22 protein-coding genes and 2 pseudogenes are annotated in these 25,662 nt (G+C 63.1%); 10 read left to right on the forward strand and 14 right to left on the reverse strand.

All coding sequences use genetic code 11. The features are described 5' to 3' along the window. Positions 1–83: 83 nt before the first annotated feature. Positions 84–416: pseudogene (locus tag M1247_RS36465) on the forward strand (hypothetical protein); the annotation flags it as partial. A 234-nt stretch (positions 417–650) separates the two neighbouring features. Here the strand turns inward: M1247_RS36465 and M1247_RS26150 are convergent. The 3 genes from M1247_RS26150 to M1247_RS26160 form a co-directional block, all read right to left on the reverse strand. Beyond that, on the reverse strand, positions 651–953 hold the full coding sequence (locus M1247_RS26150; RefSeq protein WP_317159316.1) for an EthD family reductase: 303 nt from the start codon (positions 951–953) through the stop codon (positions 651–653). A 196-nt stretch (positions 954–1,149) separates the two neighbouring features. After that, positions 1,150–1,464, reverse strand: a complete 315-nt coding sequence (locus tag M1247_RS26155) for an EthD family reductase (protein ID WP_317159317.1) — start codon at positions 1,462–1,464, stop codon at positions 1,150–1,152. A gap of 177 nt (positions 1,465–1,641) precedes the next feature. Next, positions 1,642–2,469, reverse strand: coding sequence for a helix-turn-helix domain-containing protein (locus M1247_RS26160; RefSeq protein ID WP_317159318.1), 828 nt, complete (start codon positions 2,467–2,469; stop codon positions 1,642–1,644). Positions 2,470–2,708: 239 nt separating this feature from the next. Between M1247_RS26160 and M1247_RS26165 the strand changes: the two genes are divergently transcribed. The 7 genes from M1247_RS26165 (at position 2,709) to M1247_RS26195 (ending at position 10,637) form a co-directional block, all read left to right on the forward strand. Then, positions 2,709–3,734 (forward strand): LacI family DNA-binding transcriptional regulator, encoded by a 1,026-nt coding sequence (locus M1247_RS26165; RefSeq protein WP_317159319.1) that lies wholly within the window; start codon positions 2,709–2,711, stop codon positions 3,732–3,734. A gap of 133 nt (positions 3,735–3,867) precedes the next feature. Then, entirely contained in the window at positions 3,868–4,659 is a 792-nt protein-coding gene (locus tag M1247_RS26170) for a cyclase family protein (RefSeq protein ID WP_317159320.1), read from the forward strand. Continuing rightward, a complete protein-coding gene (locus M1247_RS26175) occupies positions 4,656–5,462 on the forward strand; it encodes an enoyl-CoA hydratase/isomerase family protein (RefSeq protein ID WP_317159321.1) in 807 nt (268 codons plus the stop codon). Before M1247_RS26170 ends, M1247_RS26175 begins: the two co-directional genes overlap by 4 nt. A gap of 69 nt (positions 5,463–5,531) precedes the next feature. After that, a complete protein-coding gene (locus tag M1247_RS26180; RefSeq protein ID WP_317159322.1) occupies positions 5,532–7,895 on the forward strand; it encodes a xanthine dehydrogenase family protein molybdopterin-binding subunit in 2,364 nt (787 codons plus the stop codon). Then, positions 7,892–8,740, forward strand: a complete 849-nt coding sequence (locus tag M1247_RS26185) for an FAD binding domain-containing protein (protein ID WP_317159323.1) — start codon at positions 7,892–7,894, stop codon at positions 8,738–8,740. Before M1247_RS26180 ends, M1247_RS26185 begins: the two co-directional genes overlap by 4 nt. Beyond that, entirely contained in the window at positions 8,733–9,236 is a 504-nt protein-coding gene (locus tag M1247_RS26190; RefSeq protein ID WP_317159324.1) for a (2Fe-2S)-binding protein, read from the forward strand. Before M1247_RS26185 ends, M1247_RS26190 begins: the two co-directional genes overlap by 8 nt. A 69-nt stretch (positions 9,237–9,305) precedes the next feature. Continuing rightward, positions 9,306–10,637 carry an MFS transporter gene (locus tag M1247_RS26195; protein WP_317159325.1) on the forward strand — a complete coding sequence of 444 codons (1,332 nt, stop codon included), beginning with the start codon at positions 9,306–9,308 and terminating at the stop codon, positions 10,635–10,637. Between the two features lie 4 nt (positions 10,638–10,641). On the opposite strand, the gene M1247_RS26200 is transcribed toward M1247_RS26195, so the two are convergent. Next, positions 10,642–11,667, reverse strand: a complete 1,026-nt coding sequence (locus M1247_RS26200; RefSeq protein ID WP_317159326.1) for an NADPH:quinone reductase — start codon at positions 11,665–11,667, stop codon at positions 10,642–10,644. A gap of 500 nt (positions 11,668–12,167) precedes the next feature. Between M1247_RS26200 and M1247_RS36470 the strand changes: the two genes are divergently transcribed. Beyond that, a complete protein-coding gene (locus M1247_RS36470; RefSeq protein ID WP_410506946.1) occupies positions 12,168–12,359 on the forward strand; it encodes a transposase in 192 nt (63 codons plus the stop codon). Positions 12,360–12,514: 155 nt separating this feature from the next. Here the strand turns inward: M1247_RS36470 and M1247_RS26205 are convergent, their stop codons facing one another. The 6 genes and pseudogenes from M1247_RS26205 to M1247_RS26235 all read right to left on the reverse strand — a co-directional run bounded on the left by M1247_RS26205 (position 12,515) and on the right by M1247_RS26235 (position 18,929). Continuing rightward, entirely contained in the window at positions 12,515–13,021 is a 507-nt protein-coding gene (locus M1247_RS26205; RefSeq protein WP_317159327.1) for an Lrp/AsnC family transcriptional regulator, read from the reverse strand. Between the two features lie 10 nt (positions 13,022–13,031). Further along, positions 13,032–13,926: pseudogene (locus M1247_RS36475) on the reverse strand (formylglycine-generating enzyme family protein). An 8-nt stretch (positions 13,927–13,934) separates the two neighbouring features. Continuing rightward, positions 13,935–16,286 carry an arylsulfatase gene (locus tag M1247_RS26220; protein WP_317159328.1) on the reverse strand — a complete coding sequence of 784 codons (2,352 nt, stop codon included), beginning with the start codon at positions 16,284–16,286 and terminating at the stop codon, positions 13,935–13,937. 70 nt (positions 16,287–16,356) lie between these two features. Further along, positions 16,357–17,337 (reverse strand): ABC transporter substrate-binding protein, encoded by a 981-nt coding sequence (locus tag M1247_RS26225; protein WP_317159329.1) that lies wholly within the window; start codon positions 17,335–17,337, stop codon positions 16,357–16,359. Between the two features lie 18 nt (positions 17,338–17,355). Then, complete coding sequence (locus M1247_RS26230; protein ID WP_317159330.1) at positions 17,356–18,132, reverse strand: ABC transporter ATP-binding protein; 777 nt, start codon at positions 18,130–18,132, stop codon at positions 17,356–17,358. Positions 18,133–18,167: 35 nt separating this feature from the next. Next, complete coding sequence (locus tag M1247_RS26235) at positions 18,168–18,929, reverse strand: ABC transporter permease (RefSeq protein ID WP_317159331.1); 762 nt, start codon at positions 18,927–18,929, stop codon at positions 18,168–18,170. A 768-nt stretch (positions 18,930–19,697) separates the two neighbouring features. On the opposite strand from M1247_RS26235, the gene M1247_RS26240 reads away from it, so the two are divergent. Continuing rightward, complete coding sequence (locus M1247_RS26240; protein ID WP_317159332.1) at positions 19,698–20,276, forward strand: TetR/AcrR family transcriptional regulator; 579 nt, start codon at positions 19,698–19,700, stop codon at positions 20,274–20,276. A 184-nt stretch (positions 20,277–20,460) separates the two neighbouring features. Here M1247_RS26240 and M1247_RS26245 read toward each other — a convergent pair whose 3' ends face one another. From M1247_RS26245 to M1247_RS26260, 4 genes are all read right to left on the reverse strand, one after another. Continuing rightward, positions 20,461–21,912: a gamma-aminobutyraldehyde dehydrogenase gene (locus M1247_RS26245; RefSeq protein ID WP_317159333.1), complete on the reverse strand. Its 1,452-nt coding sequence runs from the start codon at positions 21,910–21,912 to the stop codon at positions 20,461–20,463. A 471-nt stretch (positions 21,913–22,383) separates the two neighbouring features. Beyond that, positions 22,384–23,295 (reverse strand): pyridoxal 5'-phosphate synthase lyase subunit PdxS, encoded by a 912-nt coding sequence (gene pdxS / locus M1247_RS26250; RefSeq protein ID WP_317159334.1) that lies wholly within the window; start codon positions 23,293–23,295, stop codon positions 22,384–22,386. A 346-nt stretch (positions 23,296–23,641) separates the two neighbouring features. Further along, positions 23,642–24,361, reverse strand: coding sequence for a TetR/AcrR family transcriptional regulator (locus M1247_RS26255; protein ID WP_317159335.1), 720 nt, complete (start codon positions 24,359–24,361; stop codon positions 23,642–23,644). An 18-nt stretch (positions 24,362–24,379) separates the two neighbouring features. Continuing rightward, entirely contained in the window at positions 24,380–25,618 is a 1,239-nt protein-coding gene (locus M1247_RS26260; protein WP_317159336.1) for an aspartate aminotransferase family protein, read from the reverse strand. Positions 25,619–25,662 lie beyond the last annotated feature (44 nt).

The raw sequence follows: 25,662 nt of genomic DNA on the forward strand, positions 1-25,662 counted from the left end.
GTGACGGCAATGTACCCAACCCATTCCAAGGAGGAACGGTCATGATGCAACCACAAAGCACGGTCTTGTAGATCGCCCACGTTGTGAGGGATCTCGGCGCAGCAATCGCCGAGTTCGGGATGTTTTGGGGTGCCGGCCCGTTTTACACCACCATCATCAAAGCCGAGTCAGGGCACTATTATCGCGGAGAAGAAGCCCCGATAGCGATTGACGTGGGTATGGCGCTCTCCGGCGGCGGGCTCGTAGAACTTCTGCAGCCTCTGGACGGCGACCGATCGGTCTTCAGCGAAGCACTGGATGCGCGCGGACCGGTTTTTCATCACATTGTTCGGCGCGAGACCTTCGAGGCCGGCACCGCCCACTGCGAGCGGGCTGGCTACCCCAGAGCCCTGGAAATGACGACAGCGGCCGGGGAACGTTCGGTGTTGTTCGACACCACCACGTCGAACGGGGGGTACCCGGAGGTCATAGACGTCAACGTCACCTTCGAACCGCTGATGGGCCGCCTCGCCGAGGCACACGCTCGCTGGCTGGCAGGGCCGCACCGAGCCGCGCCGGTCTCTTGCATCGCTGTTCGACGATTCCATTGGAGTCTGAGGTGGCAAGCCCAACGAGTCGATCGCGCTGCTACGGGCGGCGACGACGCTGTATCAAAGCGGTGCAAAGATACTGCGCATCACCGTCGACGCGTCGGTGAAGTTCTTCACGTCTGCCATCACGCGCTTGGTTTCCGGTGCAGCCAGGGCGGCGTCGATGTTGGCGTCCTCCAGGAAGCGGTAGACCCCGATCGATACCCAGCCGTCGCCTTCGCCTGCTGGGAAGAAGGCGTCCACCGCCTGCAGGCCGTACCTTCCCCAGCACTCCATGGCGAGTGGAAAATGTTGATTGACATAGTATTCGCGATCGAATCGAGTGTGGCTATCGCCTGTGCAGACAACGATCATTCTGGTCATGGGGCGTCCCTCGTCGGTCGGTTGAACGGTAGGTGGCCGCCAAGCAGACAGCTACCCGGTCGCCGCCGTAAGCGGCGCCGTTTTGATCTGTGCTCAGATGAACTTGGGCCGCAGCCAGATTCGTCACGAGGTGTGTGCGCTGGGATTGGCCAAGGATGGACGTCGTGTTGAAAGGTATGTCGCGCCGTCAGGTGTGTCATGCCGTCAGCGCCGGCCGCATGGCGAAGCGCGAGGGCGTGATGTCGGTGAAGGTGGTGATGTCAGCCATGATCGGTGCGGTCTCAGGAGCCGCCAATGCTCGCTCTAGAGCGGGGCGATCGATGAAATGGCACAGACATGTTGCGGCCACCGTCTGATCGGGGGCGGTCTGGTCAGTAAAGAACACTTCGACGCGTTTCAGACCGAAGGGTTGCCAGGTCTTGACGACAAGCGGGATATGGTGGGCGAGATACCGGTCGCGGTCGAATCGGCTGTCGCTGTCACCGACATAGTTCACCATCAGGGTTGTCACCGTTACTCCTCGCTGCACTGCCCGGATAAGCCGATCTTCGAGACCTGGCGTCCCTGCCCACGATAAGGACACGAATGCACGGCCTGGGGGGTGCATTGCGGCCCCGCAATGCACCCGCGGCACCGCCCATCAATTCGTTAGCGACTCGTCGATCCCCCTCGTCGGGCAATGCCACAATCAGCCTGTTAGTTCGGCGCGAGAAACCAGCGCGGTGACTGCGTCGGCAGACGGCCCTCCGTCGGGCGCGCAGTAGACAAATATTCGCTGATCAGGGGCATCGGCGATCTCCAATGCGTCGAAATGCAGGCGTAGCTCGCCGAGTTCGGGGTGATTGAAGAGTTTGTCTTCGCTGGTGCGCGGTCCTACCTTGTTCGTCGCCCACAGCCCCGCGAACGCGGGGCTACGAACCGAAATCTCCTCGACGACATCGGTGATGCGGCGGTCACCGGGGAAATGGGTTAAACCCGAGCGCAGATTTGCAACGATCTGAGTGGCGACCTGTTGCCAGTGGACGTAGAAGTGTTCGGCCGCGGGGTCGAGGAACACCATGCGGGCGAGGTTGTCGATGCTGTCAAACCCGGTGTACATCGCTCGGCCGAACGAGTTGATCGCCAGGATGTTCAGTCCGAGGTCTACGACCAAGGCCGGTGTGCGCAAGGCCGTGTGGAGGAGGTGTTCGATGCCCGCCGACACCATCGTGTTCGGGCGGACCGACTTCGCGAAGGGGACAGGGTGCACCAACGAGACGAGGTAGGCGGTTGCATGCGAATCCAGCTGTAACGCGCGCGCAATCGCGACCAGCACCTGCAGTGACGGGCGGTGCTCTCGCCCCTGCTCGAGTCTGCGGTAATAGTCGGTGCTGAGCCCGGCGAGCAGGGCAACCTCCTCGCGTCGAAGACCCCGCACGCGTCGACCGCCGCCGGGGATCAACCCCGCGTCTTGAGGGGTTACCGCCTCGCGGTGGGCGCGCAAAAATGAACACAACTCCGCAGATCGACGTGCCATGAGACCCTCCGTAGCCGAACTTTTCGGCCTCCAACATGGAACTACTTCAGGGTGGGCGTGCATTCCCCTCAGCCGGACTGTTGTTGCTGAAGACATCGACGTGACGATCGCTTTAGGCGTCTCGGTGGCCTCCACGCCAGTCTAGGTAAAGAGGTGGGGCAACCTTCCGGCGAGTTCCACGGGGTGCTACTCGCGGACTAGGCTGCGCAGTATTGGTGCGCTGATCCACTGGAGTGAATGTGACGGGCGAACGGGAGCGACGACGGCCGACGTTGGCTGACGTTGCGCGGATGGCCGAGGTTGATCCGAGTCTGGTGTCGCGGGTGCTCCGCAATGACATGCGCGGCTTCGCCTCGGCGGAGACCCGCGACCGGATACATCGCGCGGCCAGTGAGATCGGCTACCGGGCCAACGCTTCTGCCCGCGGCCTGCGGAGCAACCGCACAATGGCGCTGGGGTTGTTGTTGCCGGGGTTCTCGAGCCCGGTGTACTCGGCCATCGCCCACGGTGTTGAGATGCGCGCCAACCAATTTGGCTATGGCCTGGTGTTGGGCACGCACGCGGCGGGTGATCCGCACGAGACCATCTCCGAGATGCTCATGCGCGGCAGCGTCGACGCGCTGATGGTGTCGTCGGGCCACATCGAGGACGACGCGTTGCGCCGGCTGGTCAACCAGATGCCGCAGTCGTTGGTGCTGGTGAACCGGCAGGTCCGCGGGGTGGCGGCGAGCGTGGTGCTGCGCGACGCGGATGCCGCCGCGGTTGCGGTGCGGCATCTCGTCGACCTGGGTCACCGCCGCCTGTGTGCGATTCTCGGGCCGCGAAACCTCGACACGATGGTGCGGCGGCGCCGGGGGTTTGTCAGCGAATGCGAGAAGCTGGGCGTCGGGGCGACGACGATCGAGATGCCCGAACGTGACCGCGCGGCCGGATTCGACGCGACGATGCGGGTGCTAGAACGCCGGCTCCAGCCCACGGCCATCGTGGCGGCGACGTTTCCGATGGCCGTCGGGGCGCTGGCCGCCTTGCATCAACGCGACATGGCGGTGCCCGACGAGCTGTCGGTGGTGTCGCTGCACGACGACGATCTCGCGAATTTCCTTGTCCCGCCGTTGACAACGGTCTGGCTGCCGACGGAGAGGCTTGGGGCAGAGGCGGTCGACCTTGCGCTGGCGCTGATCGAGGGTGGTCGACCGCGCCGCGTGACGGTCCCCGACGAACCCCACATCGTGCGTCGCCACTCGACGGCCGCCCCAGCCGCCTGAGCTGCGCATTCCGCCCTTCTTGACCGCTTTGATATCAAACGATTGACTCGTTTTCCGAGCCGTTGGTAGCTTGCGACACAGTGCGATGCCCAACCGGGGATGCGTCACCGTGAAACGTGAAGGGAGTTCAGCGATGGCCCGCTTCGTGGACATCTCGATGTCGTTGCAGAACGACGTTCCCGCTGATCCGCCGGGGTACGAATTCTCCATCGAGTACATCAGCCACCAGGACACGCTTCCCATGTTGCAGCGTCGATACGACGGTCTTCAACCGGACGAATTGCCGAATGCCGAGGCCTTTGCGCTGGAAACCGTGCACCTGTCGACCCATAACGGGACGCACGTGGACGCGCCGTGGCACTACTCGTCGATGATGGAGGACGGTAGTCGCCCACTGACCATCGACGAGATGCCGCTGGACTGGTTCATGCGGCCCGCCGTGAAATTGGACTTCCGCCACCTCGCCGACGGTTACGTCGTCACCGCCACCGACCTCGAGCAGGAACTCGACCGCGTCGGCTACCGGCTGCAGCCGCTGGACATCGTCGTGATCAATACCTCGGCCGGCGAGCAGTTCGGTACCCCGCAATACCCGCAGAGCGGGTGCGGCGTGGGCCGGGAGGCGACCCTGTGGTTGTGTGACCGCGGTGTGCGCGTGGTTGGCACAGACGCGTGGAGTTGGGATGCGCCGTTCTCCTTCGTCGCCGAACGCTACGCGCGTGATCGCGACGCCTCCATCATCTGGGAGGGGCACAAGGCCGGCCGCCGGACCGGCTACTGCCAGATCGAGAAACTGCGACACCTCGACGAACTACCCGACCACGGCTTCACCATCGCCTGTTTCCCCGTGAAGATCCACGCCGCATCCGCCGGTTGGACGCGTGCGGTGGCCATTTTCGACGACCAGAACGGAGCACACCAGTGACCAGTACCGCCGACCACGCGGCCGCGATGACGCACCTGGAGCGCGGTTCTACCTCGTTCGATTCCTACAAGGATCGGTATAAGACGATCCGCATGCAGCGCACCGACGGCGTCCTGGAATTGCACTTCCACTCCGATGGTGGTCCGCTGCAGTGGAGTTTGTTGGCGCACAACGAGTTCGAGGAAGCGTTTCTTGAGATCGGCCGCGACCGCGAGAACGATGTCATCATCATGACCGGCACCGGCGATGAGTTCAGCGGACCCGCCATCGCGCCGGGGCAGCATCCCAACCGCAAGATCATGACCCCGGAGACCTACGATCCCATCCAATGGGAGGGCAAGCAGTTGCTGCCCAATCTGCTCTCGATCCAGGCGCCGATCATCGCGGCCATCAACGGCCCCGCGGTCCGGCACGCCGAAATTCCCTTGGTATCCGACATCGTGCTCGCCGCCGAGGACACCTACTTCCAGGACACCGCGCACTTTCCCGGCGGGATGGTTCCCGGAGACGGCATGCACATCGTCATGCCGCTGCTGATGGGCTCGACCCGGGCCAGTTACTTCCTGCTCACCGGACAGCGATTGTCCGTGGCGGAGGCCCGCGACATCGGTTTGGTCAACGAAGTGTTGCCGCGCGCAGAGCTGTTGGGACGCGCGCGGGAGTTGGCCGCCACCCTGATGGCCCAGCCGCGCTTGGTGCGCCGCTACACCCGGACCGTGCTCACCGAGGATCTGCGCCAGCGCATGCATGGTCTGCTCGGTTACGGGCTCGCACTGGAAGGCATCGCCCGCATGAAGAGCTGAGGGAAGGAAGGCGCCCGGGCGCGGGGCCTTTCCTGATCGTCACCCCAATCGATCTCGACGAGGAGAACGATGAACATCACGACCGCCACCGCGGGAATATGGCCGAAGCGAAACGCTTTCGACTTTGTCTCTGGCCAGACGGCGTTCGTCGACGATCTGCGGCCTGAGGGGCTGCTGCACATGGCGGTGGTGCGCAGCGCCCGTGCCCACGCCCGCCTCGTTGGTGTCGACACGACCGAGGCGCGGGCGTGTGCCGGAGTCGTGCGTGTGCTCGATGGGCGTGAGGCCGCGCAACTCCTCACCATCTTGCCGTATCAATTCGGCGAACCTGAACTACTTGGGGCGCAGAATGTTCCACTGCGCGCGTTGCCGATCGACGAGGTGCGCTACGTCGGTGAGCCCATCGCCGTGGTGGCGGCGCACAATCCCCGGGCAGCGCGCGCCGCGGCGGCCACGGTGGCGGTGGAGTATGACGATCTGCCTGCTGTCATCGATCCGCGCAGATTCTGGGACCGCGAACAGCTTTCGGTCGACGACTCTGCTCTCGTCCTGGCGGAGAACCACTTCTGTAGCGGTACGCCGGACGCGGCCCTTCGGTCTGCGCCTCATGTTCTGGAAACCGAATTCGTCCTCGGCCGTAGCACCACGGCGCCGTTGGAGGCGCGCGGGTATCTGGCGTCGTGGGACCGGGCCGCCGGGCAGCTGACAGTTCATGCGTCCCACCAACAACCGTTTCAATTACGCGCCGAACTTGCCGACGTGCTCGGCCTCGACATCGCGGCGATCCGCGTGATCGTTCCCCCCGTCGGGGGATCGTTCGGGCTGAAGATGACCGGTCAGGTGGAAGAGCCGCTCATCTGCGTGATGAGCATGCTGTGTGAGCGTCCGGTCAAGTGGATTGAGTCGCGGGCCGAGTGTTTCCTGGGTGGCGCTCGCGAGCAGTTCCACCGTGTCCGAGTCGGTTTCGACGAGAACGGCCGGATCGGTGCGTTGCTCGACGACATGGTGGTACCGGTGGGCGCGCGATCGGTGTCGCCGGGTTGGCGGCAAGCCTACGTCAGTGCCGCGGCCTTCCCGACGGCCTACGACATCGCACACGTCGACGTCCGGTCGAGCGTTGTGGCGACGAATCTGCCGCCGTGGCACTCGTGCCGAGGGTTCGGCAAGGAGGCGCCCATCTTCGTGATGGAGCGCGTCATGGACCAGATCGCCCGCCACCTGGACTTGGATCCCGCCACGGTGCGGCGCCGGAATCTGCTGCAGACCGAACACTTTCCGCACCGGATGCCGTCCGGATACCAGATCGACAGTGGCGACTTCAGCGCCGTGCTGGATCAGGCGTTGGACCTCGCCGATTACCCGGGTGCCTGTGTGGCCGCGGCCGCGGCCCGCGGCCCGATGGTCCGCGGGGTCGGCATCGCCGTGGAGATCACTCCTGAAGGGGGCGGGCACGCATCCGGCCGGTCGACCGTCGGTGGTCCCGCCACCGTTGCTGCCGCCGAAGCGGCAACCGTGCGCGTGGATGCACAGGGTCACGTCACGGTGCTCAGCGGTGTCACCAATCCGGGCGGCGGCAACGACGCGGTACTGGCCGGGCTGGCTGCCGACGTACTGGGTACCACGTCCACGAATGTCAGGGTGGTCCAAGGCGACACCGAGGTGTGCCCTCCCGGTACCGGAAACGCCAGCAGCCGTGGGGCTGCCGTCGGTGGAGCAGCGGTAGTGCTGGCGGCGCAAGACGTGGCCGCCGACCTTCGCGCGACCGCGGCCGACATGTTGGGTGTGGCCGAGCACCAGGTATGGCTCGCCGACAATGCGGTGCGCGCCGAAGGCTGCGTGCCGTTGGCTCTGGGCGACGTGTGCAGACGGGCCGCCGGCGGCCCGGACGGGCTGGTTTCACGCACGCGCAGCTACCATCCCACACCGCCTGACGACCCTGCGTTCCAATACAGCTATCCGTATTTCTCGAGCGGCGCCTACGTGGCGGTCGTCGACGTGGACGCCTACACGGGCGTGGTCAAGGTGTGCGCCCTCACCGCAGTCCACGACTGCGGACGGGTGTTGCAGCCGGTGCTGGTCGAGGGGCAACTTCAGGGCGCGATCGCTATGGGAGTGGGCCTGGCGCTATTTGAGGAAAGCGGCTTCGACACTACGGGGGCATTGACAACGTCGTCGTTCAAAGAGTACCTGGTGCCCAGGGCGAACGACCTGCCCGACTTCGTCATCGGGCACCATGAGACACCGGCGCCGTACACGCTGTTGGGGGCCAAGGGCGCCGGCGAGGCCGGCGTCGGGGGAGCCCTCGCTGCGGTCGCCAACGCCGTCGACGACGCGCTGCACCGCGTGCCCGGTGTCTCTGCGGCGGTGACGATGGTTCCGCTGTCGCCTCCGGCGGTACTGGCGTTGATGCCCGAGCCGGATAGCGGCCCATGAGTACGTTCCGTGTGACGCTACCTCGCAACGAACACGACATCGCCGACAGCTTGGCGCGCATCGTCGCCGGCGGGGGTGAACCCGTCGTGATCGGCGGAGGAACGTTGACCGTGCCCGCCCTCGCCCGCGGCGACATCGATGCCCCCGAGGTTGTCGATCTGGGGCGGACCGGACTGAATGGTCTTGTCGTGGAGAACGGTTCGCTTCACCTCGGCGCCCTGGTCTGCTATCAGCAGCTGCTGGAGTCCGCCGAGGTCCGACTCCGTTTTCCGCTGCTACACCGCCTGTGCGCCGGAATCACCGGCGGCGTCCAGATCCGTAATCAGGGGACGATTATCGGTGCGTTGTGCGCAGCGCGGCCGCAGTCCGACATCCCGGCCGCATTGGTCGCGCTCGCCGCCGAGGTGGTGGTCAAATCGACGGCAGGAACACGCACGGTGAGCGCTTCTGCATTCCTCCATGACGCGGAGAAAACCGGCTTGGCCCCAACCGAATTCGTGTCGGCTGTGCGCATCTCTACGCAACCCGGTAGATCCGGCTACGTCAAGGTGAAGGCATCCGAGTCTTCGTGGCCGGTGGTCACCGCCGCGGCAATCGTTCCAGGGCGCGTCGTACTCGGTGGGGTGTCCCGCATCCCGCACCGAATACCACTGACAGAGAACATGTTCGACAGCAACTACGACGGCGTACGTGCCGCGGTGACGGATCAACTGGACCGCCTACCGGTAGCGCAACGCTGGTCGGACCTCCGTGCGGACTGGACCTATCGCCGACGCATCGCCCCCGAAGTCGCGGTGCGCGCCGTGCGTACGGCCCTGGAGCGACGGGATACCGACTGTGAGTGAGAAATTTGTGGGCGTCGATGCCGTCACCGTCGATCTGACCGTCGACCGGAAGCATGTGAGGGTCACGGTTGCGGCCGACCTGACGCTCCTCGACGTTCTGCGCGAGGAACTAGGACTGACGGGGGTGCGGGCCGGTTGTCGCAACGGCGACTGCGGCGTCTGCACCGCCATGGTGGACGGGCGGTGCGTGAAGACCTGCCTGACCCTGGCAGGGCGGGCCGACGGCGCCACAGTGCAGACGATCGCCGCGCTCGCCGACGGCGTCGAACCCAATCCGGTGCAACAAGCCTTCGCCGAGCTGTACGGCTTTCAGTGTGGTTTCTGCCTGCCCGGCATGCTGCTGTCCGCCACCGATCTGCTCGACCGCAATCCGGACCCGTCTGTCGCGCAGATCCGAGAAGCCCTCAGCGGCAACCTGTGCCGCTGTACCGGATACGTCAATGCGGTCCGCGCCGTGATACGAGCCGCCCAACTGCGCCGCCCGCCGCTGGCCTGACACACCTTCATACGGACCGCCGGGCGCTCTACCGCCGAGGCGGCGATTTCACCTGCCAAAGGAGCCGCAATGACCATTCCCCATCAACAACTCAGCGACGAATCCATCCGGCATGACCCACCGCCACTGCGCCCGGTGCGCACACTGCTGGGCGCGGGTGTCGGCAATGCGCTCGAGTGGTACGACTGGAGCGTCTACGCGATCTTCGCCCCGTTCTTTGCCGCGCAGTTCTTCGTCGACGACGGCGGCGCCGGAGCATTGTTGTCGACGCTGGCCGTATTCGCCGTCGGGTTCTTGATGCGGCCGGTCGGTGGGTTCATTTTCGGGTGGCTGGCCGATCGATACGGGCGCCGGTTCTCGATGACCGCGTGCATGATGCTGATGGCGGCGGGCAGCCTCCTGATCGGGATCGCCCCTGTCGACTCTCAGGTCGGAGTGTGGGCTGCCGTAATCCTTGTTGTGGCACGGCTTGCGCAGGGCCTCGCTCACGGCGGCGAGATTGCGGCGTCCTATACCTACGTCGCCGAGATCGCGCCGACCGCCCGGCGCGGGCTGTGGTCGACGAGCATGTACATCGCGGTGACCGCCGGCGTCGTCTTGGCCACCCTGATCGGGGCCGCTGCCAGTTCCTTCACGGGCACCGCGGCCATGCATGATTGGGGCTGGCGGATACCGTTCCTGATCGGCGGGGTGCTCGGTTTCGTCGGGCTTTACCTGCGTCGGACGCTTCCCGAGACCGAGGCTTTTCTCACCGAATCGGACTCCGGCGGTACCGAGGCACCGCTGCGGACGACCTCGACCAAAGAGCTGCTGCGTGGGTTGAGTGGCAACAAGGCCAATCTGGCACGGATGATCGGCCTCACGTTTGCCATCACGATCGTGTACAACATGTGGGCCATCGGCATCACGGGATTTGCCATCAGCACCCGCGGTGTTCCTGCGAGCGGGGCACTGTGGGCGGCCCTTGCCGCGAATCTTGTCTTCATGGCGACACTTCCCCTGTGGGGCAAGCTCTCCGACCGCTATGGACGCAGACCGATCTTCATGACGTACTCGATCGCGTTCATCGTGCTCTCGTTCCCGCTGTTTGCCGCGATCAACGACTCGCCGGTCCGGCTCTTCGTGGTGATGTCGATCGCGCTGTTCTTCTTGGGCGCGTCCGTGGGCGTCATGCCCGCATACTTCGCCGAACTCTTTCCCACTGCCGTGCGCGCGTCGGGCATCGGCGTGCCGTATTCATTCACAGTCGCGATTTTCGGTGGCACCGCTCCCTACATCGCAACCTGGCTCGCCGAGCGTGATCTCTCCTGGATGTTCGCGGTCTACGCGATTGCTTCGGTCGTCATCGGGCTTGTCACAACGCTGATGAGCCCGGAGACGCGAGGGCGGGAACTGACCTGATCGCTCATTCGGCTACTCGGATCAAGACCTTGCCTGTCACGCCGGCCTCCACGGCATCATGTGCTGAGGCGGTCTGCTCAAGAGGGAACACGTGAAGTGGCAGGCCCGAGTCTTCCCCGACACCGAGAGCACCGTCGCGCGCAGCGGCGGTGACGTCTTCGGCGGCGGCGCGTAGCGCTTGCTCACCAACGGTGTAGAGAACCAGGAACTGGTAGCGAGCATTGAGTGTCATGTTCTGGCGGATGTCGAGTTCGATGCGGTTGCCGCCGTTGTCGGCGTACACGGCGATTACGGCGCGAGTGGAGGCTACCGCCCTGTCCAACGCCGCATTCTGCGCCGGTGCCACCTCCACGATGATGTCAACGCCGTTGGGGGCAACGCGTCGAATTTCGGCCGCCGCGTCGTCGGATCGGTAGTTCACCACGTGATTCGCACCGGCCGCCGTCGCCAGAGCCGCTTTCTCGGGCCCACTGACGGTCGTGACCACTGTCGCGCCTGCCCATCGGGCGAGCTGGATCGCCGCATGACCAACGGCGCCGGCTCCGCCGGCGACGAGAACCGTGGCGCCGTTCAGCGCGCCGGGGTGCAGACGCGAAGGCCAATCCTCCGATACGGTCAGCGTCCGGTGCGCGGTGATAGCCGGCACGCCCAAGCTGGCTCCAATTTCAAAGCTGGTCTCGTCTGATAGGGCTACAACGTTGGAGGACGGAAGCACCACATACTCCTGCGCAGTACCAGAAGGGCGTAAGTGCTGCGCCAGGTACACCCAGACCCGGTCACCGACGGCAAAGTCGGATACCCCAGAGCCGACCGCGTCGATGATGCCGGCACCGTCCTGGTTCGGCACGACCTCTGGGAATCCAAGCTCTCGGCCAGGAATCATTCCTTTTCGGAACTTCCAATCGGTCGGATTCACACCGGAGTACACGATGCGCACGCGTACTTGGCCTTCGTCGGGCTCTGGAACGTCGACATCTTTGATCATGAACACTGAACTGTCGCCGGTCTGGGAATAGGTGATTGCCTTCACGAACAGTTCAACGTCAACACACCGCGTCACGTTCCTTCGTCGGGCCGGATGGGTAAAACGAGTTGCCGTGCCGGGTGCCAGAATTCATGTGCCTCTCACAGTTGCGTGATCCGACCCGCGCAGTGGGGACTGCCCGACGTGCGAATATGATAGTGAGCACGGACTTCGACGCACGATCGGTTGTGCCGGCGTAACGGCAGACCGACGGGACCAAGCTCAAACGTCGCTAAATTACCATTACGGTAAAAGTGAAAACGCCCGGTCAACGCACCGCGGTACGGTCGGCGATCTACGCCCGAATCTCCGCGGATGTGGAGGGCACCTGTCTCGGCGTGGCACGGCTGCAGCAGGCCCGGTCAGCATCGAATCCCCCGCGCATCGAGGCGGACATATGGACCCCGTCGCCCAGCAGATGGCGTTGGTCGTTGACGCGACAGGGAACCTGAAAAGGGCACCGCGACCGTCCGTGTACACCGCCAGTACACTGGCATCGCGGACGCATTGAGAACTCGCAGGTCGCGGCCTACGCCGGTGCTCACCGACATGCCCTGATCGATGTCTCGCTGTACCTGCCGAAATCCTGGACCGACGGCCCCGGCAAGCTGGCTCACGCCGGTGTCCCCGACGACATCGAGTTCGCCACCAAACTGCAACTGGCCCAGCGGATGATCGTCAAGGTGTTGGCTGCCTAGGTCCTGGTTCATGGGTTGCCGGCAATGACGAGTACGGCGCGGATACCGCTCTGCGCACCACGTGCCGCGACTTTGGTGTTGGGTACGCGCTCAACGTGACGTGTAACCATTATCTGGTCACCGCCGGATGCCACGTCGATGCTACGCATCGCCAATCAACTTCGCCTCAAAGGGGGTTGGAGTGGTGCGCGGGTGACCACGACATCCGTCCCTCCCGCGTCCGCGTGCACGCCGCGCCCATGGTTTTTGAACACCTTCAAGCACACCATCGTCTCGGTTGAGAGCACACCGGGTAACACGCGCAGTTCGTTGCTGATCAGGTCTAGGAGTGCATCGTCATCCACGCAGTCGACTTCAATGACGACATCAAAGGAACCGGCAGTGAGAACGACGTGGGAGACTGCGGATAGGCCAGCGAGCCGGTCAGCCAGTTTAGTGGTGTCTCCGGTACAGCATATGCCTATCCTGGCGCGGCGCGCTAATCCAAAGCGATGCGGATCGGCCACGGCGACGACTCTGACTACGCCCGATCCCAGCAGTTGCCGAATACGCTGCCGCGCTGCGGATTCAGATATCCCGGCGCCTTTGGCGACGCCTGCACATGAGCGTCTTCCGTCTCGCCGCAGCTCTAAGATGATGTCCTGATCAATCTCGTCGATCACCGGAGTGCGCCTAACGCGACGGTACTGACTGCACGCACCGGAATCCAACGTGCGAACTCGTATCGTTCGCACCGTGTCCCTGTCGCGCCGATGGACGGTATCGCCTGCAGTAATCGAGCGAACACAGAAAGGATCCTTCTTTGGTCACCTTTCGATCGTCGACCCGCAGCGATGTAGATCCACAACATGTCGATTCGGGGCGTGTACCGGCCGCCCTGCGCTCGTGTGATGCCGTCCAGGTACTGCTCGTCCACTCCCACACGTTGCCGATCATGTCGTAGAGCCCGTATGCGTTGGCCGGGAACGCTTTGACGGGTGTCGTGTAGGGATGACCACCATGGTGGCGTCTCCACGGGAACCGCCCGACCCAAAATGTCGGCCATCATCACCCCAGCGGGTGTCAGCTCACTGCCCCAGGCGTACTGGCAGTCGCGAAGTCCGCCACGCGCCGCGTGCTCCCACTCCTGCTCGGTGGGTAGGCGTTTGGCGGCCCACCGAGCGTAAGCATCTGCATCTGCCCACCCGACGTGGACGACAGGATGATCGGGTGACCTCCTCCAGTCCGAGTCCGGACCTAATGGTGCGCGACGACATGCACCCGGCTGCCATCGCCACCATCGAGTCCAGTCGCCGAGGTCGATCGGCCCTGTGGATGCGGTGAACACCATCGAGCCGGGAACCAGCATGTGCCGCGGAGCGTCGGGGAAGTCGTCGGCCTCCGGCGGACGTTCCGCAATCGTGCAATGTCCTGTAGCGGTAACGAATTCAGCGAACTGGGCGTTGGTCACGGGATGTTCGTCGAACACCACTGACCCGATCCGCTCGTTACGCCGCGGCCGCTCCTCTGCATAATGGAGATCGCTACCCAGCTGGGCAATACCGCCAGGTATTACGACCGTATCCATGGCGGCTGTTACTGCTGAGCGACTCGATGGTTCAGTCTGCGTTCGGCATCGTCGGGCGCCCGGTCGGAGACGCTGAGTTTGACCTCCACGACGCGTCCACTGAAGGCTGGCGACCTATCGTCATAGCGAGAAGAGACGGGGGTTCCTAGATCGGTTGCCACGTCGAGTGTTTCGTGACTGGAGAACACCAGCGGCATCGTTTCGGCCAAGTTGCCCGAGGATTCCGGTGTGTCATCGACCCATAGAGCGAGTTCAGCGTTGCCCCCCATGCCGGACCCGCGGTAGTCGAAGTGCATCTCAATGACGTGGATTCCGGGTTTCAGCCGATCTGCAGCCTCGACGTCGACAGTCCAGAGCCCGAAGTAGTTGTAGGTGTACACCGGTCGGCCTTCGACGATATGCAGCGCCCACCCCCCGAATCGTCCCCCCTGTGCCACGATGACGCCGTCACCGCCATCGGCACCCACCTCGACGGTGGCCGTCACCCGGTGGGTGCAGTTCTTCAGGTTGATGGCCGCGTCTTCGTAGATCCTGGTCATGCCGTGCTTGAGGATCATCTCATCGTTGGCGGTGCCGTCGCGTGCCGGACGCGGCGCCAGTTGTGGGCTCATGCGCTCGAAGCCGCGATCATCGATAGGAAGCACGCTGTTGCGTGCGGCTTCCATCATGAACAGTTCCTTGAGCCTAGCGAGCTTGTCGGGATTCTGCTCGGCGATGTCGATAGCCTGCGACCAGTCGTTGGTCAAGTCGTAGAGTTGCCAGCTCTCGGTCCGCATGTCGGGCCGCGCCGCGCTGGACCAGGGAGTGCGGTGCTTGACCGAGGCGATCCATCCGTCGTGATAGATGGCGCGATTGCCCATGGTCTCGAAGTACTGTGTCAGCCGCCGGTCTGCGGCCTCGGGATCCTCGAACGTGTACAGCATGCTCGTTCCATCGACGGGCTGCTGAGCCACGCCTGCAAAACTCTCGGGCGCAGGCACGCCGACAGCTTCCAGCACGGTCGGGTACAGGTCCGTGACGTGGTGCCACTGATGTCGATGCTGACCACGCGCCTGCAGGCCGGCCGGCCAGTGAACGACCATCCCGTCCCGGGTCCCCCCGAAATGCGAGGCGACCTGCTTGGTGTACTGATACGGAGTGCATGTCGCAACGGCCCATCCGGCGGGATACAGAGGGTACGACTTGGGTCCACCCACCTCGTCCAAATGTTCCACGAGGTAATCGATGTCGTCGTCGATACCGCTGTAGCTGCGGTCCGCGTTGAGGGTGCCGTTGACCGACCCTTCGGCGGAAGCGCCATTGTCACCGAGAATGTAGAAGATCAGCGTGTTGTCGAGTTGCCCACTGCTCTGCAGCGCGTTGACGACCTTCCCGATCTGGGCGTCGGTGTGTTCGGCCATCGCCGCATAGGTTTCCATATACACCTCCGCGACCCGCTTAGCGTCCGGGCTCAGTTCGTCCCAGTGCGGCAGACCATCGGGCCACGGCGACAGCACTGCCTCTTCGGGCACTATCCCCATAGCCTTCTGACGCGCCAGCGTCTGCTCGCGCAGTGCGTCCCATCCCATTGCGAAGGCGCCCCGGTACTTGTCGCGCCAGCTATCGGGCACGTGCAACGGCGCGTGGGTGCCTCCCATCGACATGTAGAGGAAGAACGGCTTGTTCGGCCCGAGCGCACGCTGCATGTCGAGCCACTGCACGGCCTGATCGGCGAAATCCTCCGACAAGTGATAGCTGGGATCGTGGTCTCTATTGGGTTCGACCGGGCACGTGCCGTCGTAGAGCAGTGGATCCCAATGATTCATCTCGGGCCCGACGAAACCGTAGAACTTTTCAAAGCCTTCACCCGTTGGCCAGCGGTCAAACGGGCCCGCCGGCGAGACCTCCCACATCGGTGTCTGATGCATCTTGCCGAAGGCCGCCGTGCTGAATCCGTTGGCGAGGAGGACCTGCGCCAATGTTGCCGCGCTATCCGGGCGCACTCCGGTGTAGCCGGGTGCGGTAGTCGAGAGTTCGCAGATGGCGCCCATGCCGACGGCATGAGAATTGCGGCCGGTCAACAGCGACTGTCGAGTGGGTGAGCACATGGCATTGACATGAAACCGTGTGAACTTGGCGCCGCCACCGGCGAGGCGCTCTGCCGTCGGCATCTCACACGGACCCCCGAACGCGGTCGATGCGCCGAATCCCATGTCGTCGAGAAGAATGACGAGCACGTTGGGTGCGCCTGTCGGAGCGGGCAGCCCGGGTTTGGCAGGGGTGGGCAAATCGGTGTCGCTGACGTACAGCGCCTCGGGGTTTCGTGCGCTCGGTGCGGGAACCGGCTGAGGGAGGTTGACGCGGGAGGGATTGTTCTGCACGGGATCTTCCTTCACTATCGTTCAGTGCACGGGGTCGTCGACGGATGCTCGCTGATATGTGGCTTTCCGACTAGCATTTCCCCGCCACGGTGTTTTCCGCAAAGGACTTGTCGAAGAAGTCGGGAATCTCTGAGGGGCTCGGCGCCGCTGGAATCTTCCCTTGGGCGGCGAAGTACTGCCCTTCGGCTACCAGAGTTTCTCCCAGCGGGCTCAGTTTTTCGGGTGTTGACGACAGCTGCGTCAGTGCCGCGTTCGGGTCCAGCACGAATTCGACTGGAAGGAGCAGCTTCAGCTTGTCCGTTGGGATGTGCATGTCCATCTGCATAGCGGTGTACGCGGCATCCGGATCCTTGAGCATCGCCGTCTGAGAGGCGGCGTAGTTGCACACGAATTTCTGAACGAACTCGGGGTCGTCGTCGATGAAGGCTTGTGAAACCATCACGAATTGAGGATCGCGCTGGCTGCCCAGCTCGTTGGCGCCGGCAGCGAGCATGTCGGTGCTCGCTGGTTCCCAAGCGACTGCGGCGTCGATCTGTCCGGTCCGCAATGCCGCCGGCTGCGATTCCGGAGCGAGGTCGACGATTTGCAACTGATCGATGTTCATCCCGTTCTTATCCAGGAAGGAGATCAGGGCGTACTCGAGGATCGATCCTGGAACAACGGCAACCTTCTTACCCACTAGATCTTGGGCCGACCGGACGTTCTGACCGCCGACCACCTTGAAGATGGCGTCACTGGTGACCCAGACGATCTTGGACGCCACGTTGTTGCCATGCGCGATGAGCGCTGTCGGCCCAACCACGTCGGTCAGAGCCGCAAGATCGCCACGCTTGAGCAGCGGTAGCGCTGCAGGGCCGGAATCGATCACTGCGGTCTTGATGTCGAGGTCGACGAACTTTCCCGTCAAACTTCCGGCGCGATAGGTGCTGGGTTGATTGAAGATGCCGATCGTCTTCGTACCGGACGAGCCGTCGGCGTTATCGGACTGCGACGTGCAGGCAGAGGTGGCGATCATGACCATGGCGATGGCGGTGATGGTGGTGATTTTCATTGTGTCCTTCTTCGTTCGCTACGCCGAATCGCGCAGCGCTTGTTGTTGCGCGATGAGGTTTCGGACCTTGAGGCGGAGGTCGATGAAGGCCGGGGTGGCAACCGTGTCATAGGTCCGTGGTCGTTCGAGGTCAACGTCGATGATGTCGACGACCCGCGCCGGGCGACTCCCGAGGATCACGACGCGATCTGAGAGCAGAAGTCCTTCTTCGATGTCGTGCGTGACGAACAACACGGTCGAGTTGTGACGTCGCCGGATGTCGAGAACGAGTGCCTGCATTTCAGTGCGTGTTTGCGCGTCCAGAGCGGCGAAAGGTTCATCCATCAGCAGTATTTGAGGCTCGTTGACCAGAGTGCGCGCGATTGCCACTCGGTGCTGCATCCCACCGCTTAACTCGTAGGTCTTGTAGTCCTCGTAGCCCGCCAAGCCGACTTCGGCCAACATCGCTTCGGCATTTCGCCGAACGTCGCGGCGGACCTTCCTGGCTCGGGGCCCGAACTCGGTGTTCTGCCGGACTGTCATCCACGGATACAGCGCTGGTTTCTGGAAGACGAAGCCGCGATCTGGCCCCGGCTTGGCAACCAGCTTGCCGGCGCTTGTGACGGTCCCGGCGCTAGGTTCCTCGAAGCCTGCAACGATGTTCAGCAGTGTTGACTTTCCGCAGCCCGAAGGCCCCATTATCGACACAAACTCACCGGCGTGGATGTCCAAGGACACCCCCCGCAAGATGGGTGCGTCGTTGCGCTTACCGGTATAGCTGTATGCCACGTCCTTGAGTTGCAGGGCGATGTCCACGTCGTGTTCCTCCAGCTCGGATTGCTGAGTCGATGTCATGCCGTCCCCCGCCAGGGTGATGCCAGGCCGTAGAGCAGCCGCAGGCTGATGTCACTGATCAGCGCGAGCACGGCGATGACGATGATCCCGACGAAGATCGTCTCGGTCTCCAGATACCGTCCGGCTTGTAAGATTCGGTAACCGATGCCCTCGGTGGAGGCGATGAGTTCCGCTGCAACGACGCAGCTCCACGCAAGGCCCAATGAAATTCGCATTGCGGTGATGATGTCGGGGATTGTGGCGGGGATCACGACCTTGCGGACCAGTGTCCACCGCGAGGCGCCCAGTGTCAGAGCTGCGCGTTCCAACGATTTGTCGACCCCTTCGATGCCGGCCACGGTTGCCACCGTGATGATGGGCACCGTGGCCACGAAGATGAGGAATATCTTCGATGTCTCGCCAATGCCCAGCCACACGATCAGGAGAGGGATGAAGGCGAGCGGTGGAACGGCGCGTCCGGCTTGCAGTATCAGATCGAGGGGGATGCGTAGGTATTGATTTGTCGACATCAGCGCACCGAGAGGTACGCCGACGGCGATGCCTAGTGCCCATCCGGTCATAACGCGGGTGATGCTGTATCCGACGTCGGTCCACATCGTCGATCCCGACGCGAACAACAGCTGCTGTGCACGAGACCACACCTCGCCGGGCCCCGGAAGGATCACTCTATCGTCGATGAACCGCGCCACCAGCATCCACGCGACGAGAAGAACGAGCATCCACGTAGCCGCGATGATCGCGGGCTTTGCTCGGCTCATTGCCACTCCACGCTCGTTCTTCGAGCGTTGTCGCGTCTGCTCGGGTGGGCCCGCGCTCTCGCCATTACTTTTTGACTTCGTTGCCGACGAACTCGATTCGAGGCCGGTGCGATCTAGGGCTTGCAACAGTGCTCCTGGGTCTTGTGGCGGATTCTCTAAGAGCCGCATTCTCTGACTGATATGGGGCGCCGCATCAAACTGGCACCTGTTAGGCCGTGGTATATGTTGAAACGCTTGTGGATTGATGCAGATGCTGACCGTTGATCTGGATTGTCAAATCGACCCGTTCCAACCGATGCACGGAAACGCGGCATATTCTCCGTGCACCCTGTTGGCCTGCATGAATCCCTTGAGAGCGTCGTATACCACTGCCCTGCAATCGATTCACTCACCCGAGCGAAGAATTCTCATTGTGCTGACTCTCACTATGGCGCGTGCCGTGATCTACGTCAAGTGCTGCCGCGGAGTAGATTTCGGCCACTCCTGAGGTTAAGTGTTGCAGTTCTGGATCAGTAACTTCCGCGCGCGGTCGTTACGTTGCCGGATTATCGATTCGCGCCGACGGTTTTTCTGAAACTCCGTCGGCTGCAACATATTCTCGCCCTTCTGCGACCCACGGTCAGCTCGCCGACAGGAAGCAAAGGGCGCACACTTCGGTGACCGCCCAGCGCATACTTATCAGGCGTGCCGACACTTACGATGGCACGGGGTAGCCACCGAATTGAGTTTGTTGGAGAAAATGGAAGCGAATGGCCTCATCATCGAAAGATGTTCGACTGCAGGGTAATTCGTGGTGGATCCGGTGAAAGAGCCGTTACGGAGGCGAAGCTCATCGAAGCCACCCGCTCCATCATGGAACGCGATGGCATTCTGTCCGGATTGAATCTCCGCGAGCTAGCAGATGAGGCAGAGGTGACCCGCGGCCTGATCTACATGTACTTCGGATCTCGACGCGATTTGTCCCGGGCCGCATTGGTCGAACGCATCGAAGAGATCAGGGTAGAGCTGGGGGAGGCTCGCGACCTACCCTTCGCTGCTCGGCGTCGAGGCACCTCCGAGTCGGTGATCCACGGGGGCGGTCTCGCCGCCTTCGAAGCGTTGCTGGCACTCGACGGAGACAATAAGCTCCAGATCCTGATCGACATCTCGGGCGCGATGAAGACGATCGAGCGCGATAAGGCGCGAGGCCACTTTCCCGCGGACGCCGATGACTTGGCGCTCATCGCGACCACCTTCTCCGGCTACTCACTCTTTCGGGAGGCGCTGGCTCACGATGTCGAGATGGACGTCGACATCCTCGATAAGCGACTTGGCGCGTTCGAAAGCCTGCTGTCTGCAATGAAATAGCTCGAACACCGCTGATCAGTACACCGAGCGATCGGACTTGCGGACGAGGCCAGTCGGCGGCGTCCGGAGCTACCTGTTGCGTCTCGTTCAGCCGCGATCCTAAACGATGGCCATGGATCGCCATGTTCAATTCCTCTGTACGCGAACGTAATAGGTCTTCATCGGAAAGGCCCGGGGATATCCGCTAGCGGTGTGCACTCATGACGTGCTTGACGCGTGTGTAGTCCTCGAATCCGTATACCGACAGATCCTTTCCGTAACCCGAGATCCCGAAGCCACCATGAGGCATCTCCGATACGAACGGCAAGTGATCGTTGATCCACACACAGCCGAAGTCAAGGTCACCGCTAATCCGCGTTGCCGTACCGTGATCTGAAGTCCACGCGCTGGCGGCGATGCCGTAGGGGACACCGTTCGCGAGCCGGACCGCCTCTGCTTCGTCGTCGAACGGTTGGATTGTGACGATGGGCCCGAAAACCTCCTGCTGAACAATTGCGTCGTCTTGGGACACGTTGCAGATGACAGTGGGAGCGAAGTAGAACCCACGATCACCCACTTGAGCACCGCCGGTCAGAACCGAAGCGTGCTCGGGCAGTGTGGACACGAAGTTCGCCACCTTGTCGAAGTGCTGCCGATTCTGCAAGGGTCCGAGTGCCGCCGACGTGTCATCGGGGGCGCCGGGACGGTGACTCTGCGCCTCGGAGACGAGAGCCTCTGTGAAGTCGTCGAGGACCGTACGATGAACGATCGCCCGCGTCGCGGCGGTGCAGTCCTGACCCGCATTGAAGAAGGCTGCCGAAGCGATTCCCTCGGCAGCCGACTTGACGTCACTGTCGCCAAACACCACGGCGGGTGCCTTTCCGCCCAACTCGAGGTGCGTTCGCGCCAGCCGTGACGCGGCTGAACGTGCAACCTCGATGCCGGCGCGGACCGAGCCGGTGATCGCCACCATTGCGGGGATTTCGTGTTCGACTAGACACCGCCCGGTGCGGGCGTCACCGTTGACGAGATTAAAGACACCCGGAGGGAGGATCTCTCCGGCCAGTTGAGCCAGCAGAACGGTGGATCGAGGGGTCGTCTCGCTCGGCTTCAGCACGATGGTGTTGCCGGCTGCCAGAGCTGGTGCGATCTTCCACGCGGCCATACCGAACGGGTAGTTCCATGGCGCCACTTGAGCGATGACTCCGATGGGTTCCCGTCGGATGCTCGATGTGTGTCCCTCAAGGTACTCAGCCGTTGCCGCTCCGTTGAGTAGTCGCGCCGCACCCGCGAAGAACCGTAGTTGATCTGCGCCTTGCTCTACTTCCTCGGAGGCGATGTATCGCTTGAGCTGCCCAGTGTCCCTGGCCTGCAAGGCGACTAACTCGTCGCTGTGCGCCAGTACGGAATCTGCTAACTCAAGCAGCAGGCGTTGACGCTCTCCGGGTGTGACGCGTCGCCACGTTTCGAACGCGTCGGCTGCAGAGCGGACTGCGGCATCAACCTCGGCGGGTCCCGTGACGGGTGTTCGACCGTTGGCCTCGCCGGTCGTCGGGTCGATTAGCTGGGTGAATTCGTCGGTGACCGATCTCTGCGTGCGCCCTCCGACGAAATTCACGATCTCGTCAGTCGAATCGCTCTTCGGGTCGCTCGTCATCTGACGATCCTTTCTCTGATTCCGCTCACCGGGTTGACTAACGGGTTGAGTGCGCAGGGGTGTGTAGTCCACCGTGAGTGATGGCGACCACCTAGATAAGGCACAGACTGTCGCCGATGCCGTAGCGGTCGTGACAATGTGTTGCCTCGAAGGAAGTCGCCTGCGGCATGAGTCCGAATAACGCTTGGGAACGTTGATGGCAACTTGCTGCCTACCGTGCTCTGACAGCACCGTGTCTTCTAGGACTTGAAAGACGTGACGGGCTATGGCACCGCGCACCTCTCCACGCCAGTCACAGATGGGTAGCTGCGCGGTCCTGACGGGGTCGCCTCGCCGGCCGCCTCGGCCTCGCTCGGACGGGGGATGACCAAGGCGCGTCTTTGGCCTACTACTGCGGAGCTTCGTCCTTCGCCTGGCGGCGAAGCTGACCTATTCGGGGCGACGATGGACGCAGCACAGGGTGATTCTTCGCTACCAGCCGCGTTCTGCTAGACGGTGTGGGGCCGGGATGTCGTCGACGTTGATGCCGACCATCGCCTCCCCGAGGCCGCGGGAGACCTTGGCCAGCTCTTCGGGATCGTCGTAGAAGGTGGTGGCCTTCACGATCGCCGCGGCGCGCGCGGCCGGGTCGCCGGACTTAAAAATGCCTGACCCAACGAACACACCCTCCGCGCCGAGCTGCATCATCATCGCAGCGTCGGCCGGGGTCGCGATCCCACCGGCGGTGAACAGCGTGACCGGCAGCTTGCCTGCCTTGGCCACCTCGACCACCAGCTCATACGGGGCCTGCAGCTCCTTGGCGGCCACGAACAGCTCGTCCTCGCTCAACGAGGTGAGCCGGCGGATCTCCCCGCCGATCGTACGCATGTGAGTGGTCGCGTTGGAGACATCTCCGGTACCGGCCTCGCCCTTGGAGCGGATCATCGCCGCCCCCTCGGTGATCCGGCGCAGCGCCTCGCCCAGGTTGGTGGCCCCGCACACGAACGGCACGGTGAAACCCCATTTGTCGATGTGATTGGCGTAATCGGCGGGCGTGAGCACCTCGGACTCGTCGACGTAATCCACCCCCAGTGCCTGCAGGATCTGGGCCTCCACGAAGTGTCCGATCCGGGCCTTGGCCATCACTGGGATAGTGACGGTGGAGATGATGCCCTCGATCATGTCCGGGTCACTCATCCGTGACACGCCACCCTGTGCGCGGATGTCAGCGGGAACCCTCTCCAATGCCATCACCGCCACCGCTCCGGCACCTTCGGCGATGCGCGCCTGTTCGGGTGTGACGACGTCCATGATCACGCCGCCCTTGAGCATCTCGGCCATCCCACGCTTCACGCGCGCAGTACCGATTCCGGCTTGCAGGGCAGCGGCATTCGAAGTGTTCATAACGGTTTCTCCAAGCAACTCGTGACAGGGTTTGCACCATGCATACTCGGCAGTGAGCCCGCCCATCCGGCGGGCACGAATTCGACGGGGCACTGAGCGCGGAGGTATGTACTTCGATTCGCGGGGATGAAGCACTCAGAGGGTCGATGGCGAGGCGGTTGTACAGCATCTTTAGTGTGTCACTGGCAGGGACTTCACTAGCCCTACGAAGTGTCGCCTACCGACAAATGCGGCGTACACACTGTTCTCCGGCGGCGCTTCTGGCAGCACTCTGCTGACACCACAGTAGTCCGGGATAACGAGTGTCTGACCTAGGTGATTCCTCAGGCCGGGCGATGCGAATGTGCTACCTCGTTTCCAGCGCGCGAATCAGCAGATCGCAAAATTCGTCGATCTGCTTTGACGATGTTTCGGTCATCTCGAAGATCCGCCGGTACACCATCGGGGAGGCAATTAGCGTGGAGGCGGCATCAACGTCGATTTCCGGCCGTACGTCACCCCGCGCAACACCGCGCTTCAGTATCGTTCGCGAGGGGGCCATCAGGCGCGCGGTCGATTCGGTGGCCGCTACTCGGAAGGCTTCGTCATCCGTAGCTGCGCTGGCCAACCCAGCCAACACCTTGTCCGCACCGGGAGCCGCGTAGATCTTGGCTCGCGCGGTGAGAAGCCAGCGCAGTTCCTTTCGTAGATCACCGAGGTCAGGCGGGTCGAGCTCGGTGATTACGGCACGGTATGCATCCAGCAGCAGCTCGTACCGATTGCTCCAACGCAAGTAGATCGTCGGCTTGGTCACTCCGGCGCGCTCGGCGACCGCCTCGATGGAAAAAGCCCCGTAACCACGTTCAAGAAGTAACTCGACGGCGCTGGCGACGACGACCTTGGTCGTGTGTTCTTTGCGGGGACGACCACGGCGAGGGCGAGGGGATTCGCCCACGTTAGCGCCGTCTTTAGCCGTTCTCGGGCGGCCCGGCTTTCGACCTACCACATTGCGCCCATCACCGTCCGTCATGACTGGTTCCATCTGTTCGGCGTCGCCAACCGAGTGAACTGCATCGTTTTCCACCATGTCGGTTCAGTACATTACCTACCCGCTTTGACATGTAGGTGGCATGACCACGGGCCTTTTCCCCGCAACTTCGGCGATGGCTGTCGCGATGGCCTTGCAGGCGAAGGTGATCTCCGCATCGCTGATCAGCAGCGAGGGCGTGAGGCGCAGCGCACTACTTGTTACCGCGTTGACCGCCAGTCCATTGCGCAAGCATTCGGCCGCCACTGCCCCCGCCTGGCCAGTTTCGAGTTCTGCTGCCAAGAGAAGCCCCTTGCCCCTGACCTCGGCGATGCCGGCTACCCGTGTCAGTTCGACTCGCAAACGGTCACCGGCGCGCCGGGCCAATGCCGGCGCGTCCATCTCGTCCATGATCGTAAGGACCTCCCGCGCAGCGGCCATGACGAGGGGCTGGCCACCGACAGTGCTGCCGTGTAGGCCGGGACGAAATCCGGTTCCTACCTTGCTGTTTGCCCAGCAGGCGCCAACTGGCACACCATTGCCGAGGGCCTTGGCTAACGTCACTACGTCTGGTCGGAGGTCGTATAGCTGATGTCCGAACCAGGCTCCCGTGCGACACAGGCCGGTCTGCACTTCGTCGAGCATCAACAACGCGTCGTAACGGTCGCACAGGGCGCGGGTGCGATCCCAATATTGTTGTGTTGCAATATGTACACCGCCTTCGGCTTGCACGGGCTCCAGCAGCACCGCGGCGACGTCGCCGCCGGCCAGCTCAGCCTCGAGAGCTTCCTGGTTGCCGAATTCGACGTATCGAAACCAGGGTGACATCGGTGCGAAGGGCTCGTGCCGAGACGGCTGTCCCGTTGCGGCCAGGGTTGCGAATGTCCGCCCATGAAAAGACCGCTGGGCGGTAACGATCATCGGGCGCTCCTGCCCACCGTGACGGCGAGCCAGTTTCAGGGCGCACTCGTTTGCTTCTGCCCCCGAGTTCGCGAAGAACACCTGCCCGCCGCCGAGCAATCCGGTCAACTGCTCGGCGACGTCGGTGGCTACATCGGTGGCGTAGTAGTTGCTGACAGCCAAAAGCCGTCTGGCTTGGCTCGCCAGCGCCGCTGCGACCCTCGGGTGGCTGTGGCCGAGGCTCGTCACTGCAACCCCGGCCACCATGTCGAGGTAGCGTCGTCCCCGCGCGTCCCAGAGCCATGTTCCCTCTCCGCGAACGAACATGACCGAAGGCGGTGCGTATGCAGGCAGAAATGGGCACGTGGCCCTGTTCGTCTGCCCCATCGCGAGGCGATGCTGATCGACGTCTATCACTGCGCCTCCTATTCTTTCACCAGTCTTGGCCCCGCGCCGGGTCC

The sequence above is a fragment of the Mycobacterium appelbergii genome, assembly GCF_032883035.1.
Lineage (GTDB): Bacteria > Actinomycetota > Actinomycetes > Mycobacteriales > Mycobacteriaceae > Mycobacterium > Mycobacterium appelbergii.

What these genes read in the sequence shown, in the direction of transcription:
- M1247_RS26225 (WP_317159329.1), bottom strand. Translation starts at nt 17,337, where the DNA reads ATGAAAATCACCACCATCACCGCCATCGCCATGGTCATGATCGCCACC.
- M1247_RS26185 (WP_317159323.1), top strand. Translation starts at nt 7,892, where the DNA reads ATGAGTACGTTCCGTGTGACGCTACCTCGCAACGAACACGACATCGCC.
- M1247_RS26195 (WP_317159325.1), top strand. Translation starts at nt 9,306, where the DNA reads ATGACCATTCCCCATCAACAACTCAGCGACGAATCCATCCGGCATGAC.
- M1247_RS26240 (WP_317159332.1), top strand. Translation starts at nt 19,698, where the DNA reads ATGTTCGACTGCAGGGTAATTCGTGGTGGATCCGGTGAAAGAGCCGTT.
- M1247_RS26180 (WP_317159322.1), top strand. Translation starts at nt 5,532, where the DNA reads ATGAACATCACGACCGCCACCGCGGGAATATGGCCGAAGCGAAACGCT.
- M1247_RS26235 (WP_317159331.1), bottom strand. Translation starts at nt 18,929, where the DNA reads ATGAGCCGAGCAAAGCCCGCGATCATCGCGGCTACGTGGATGCTCGTT.
- M1247_RS26150 (WP_317159316.1), bottom strand. Translation starts at nt 953, where the DNA reads ATGACCAGAATGATCGTTGTCTGCACAGGCGATAGCCACACTCGATTC.
- M1247_RS26170 (WP_317159320.1), top strand. Translation starts at nt 3,868, where the DNA reads ATGGCCCGCTTCGTGGACATCTCGATGTCGTTGCAGAACGACGTTCCC.
- pdxS (WP_317159334.1), bottom strand. Translation starts at nt 23,295, where the DNA reads ATGAACACTTCGAATGCCGCTGCCCTGCAAGCCGGAATCGGTACTGCG.
- M1247_RS26160 (WP_317159318.1), bottom strand. Translation starts at nt 2,469, where the DNA reads ATGGCACGTCGATCTGCGGAGTTGTGTTCATTTTTGCGCGCCCACCGC.
- M1247_RS26245 (WP_317159333.1), bottom strand. Translation starts at nt 21,912, where the DNA reads ATGACGAGCGACCCGAAGAGCGATTCGACTGACGAGATCGTGAATTTC.
- M1247_RS26255 (WP_317159335.1), bottom strand. Translation starts at nt 24,361, where the DNA reads ATGGTGGAAAACGATGCAGTTCACTCGGTTGGCGACGCCGAACAGATG.